This is a genomic window from Bacillus cereus group sp. N21 (genome assembly GCF_016483395.1).
In the GTDB taxonomy this organism is placed as follows: domain Bacteria; phylum Bacillota; class Bacilli; order Bacillales; family Bacillaceae_G; genus Bacillus_A; species Bacillus_A pseudomycoides.
Window position 1 is genome coordinate 1 of sequence record NZ_JAEHBX010000476.1, and the last position, 202, is coordinate 202.

The window sequence follows — 202 nt, forward strand, 5'->3', positions numbered from 1 at the left end:
GAGCTGACGAATACTAATAGATCGAGGACTTAACCATATAATATGAAGCAAATGTTATCTAGTTTTGAAGGAATATATATTTAAAATTCCTGTTGACATTCCGTAAGGAATGTGTATAATAATAAAAGTCTGGTAATGATGGCAGAGAGGTCACACCCGTTCCCATACCGAACACGGAAGTTAAGCTCTCTAGCGCCGATGG

1 rRNA gene is annotated in these 202 nt (G+C 38.1%); it reads left to right on the top strand.

Annotation, left to right across the window (positions count from 1 at the left end):
* Positions 1-128: 128 nt before the first annotated feature.
* Positions 129-202: ribosomal RNA gene (rrf, locus tag JDS96_RS31700) — 5S ribosomal RNA — on the top strand; the annotation flags it as partial.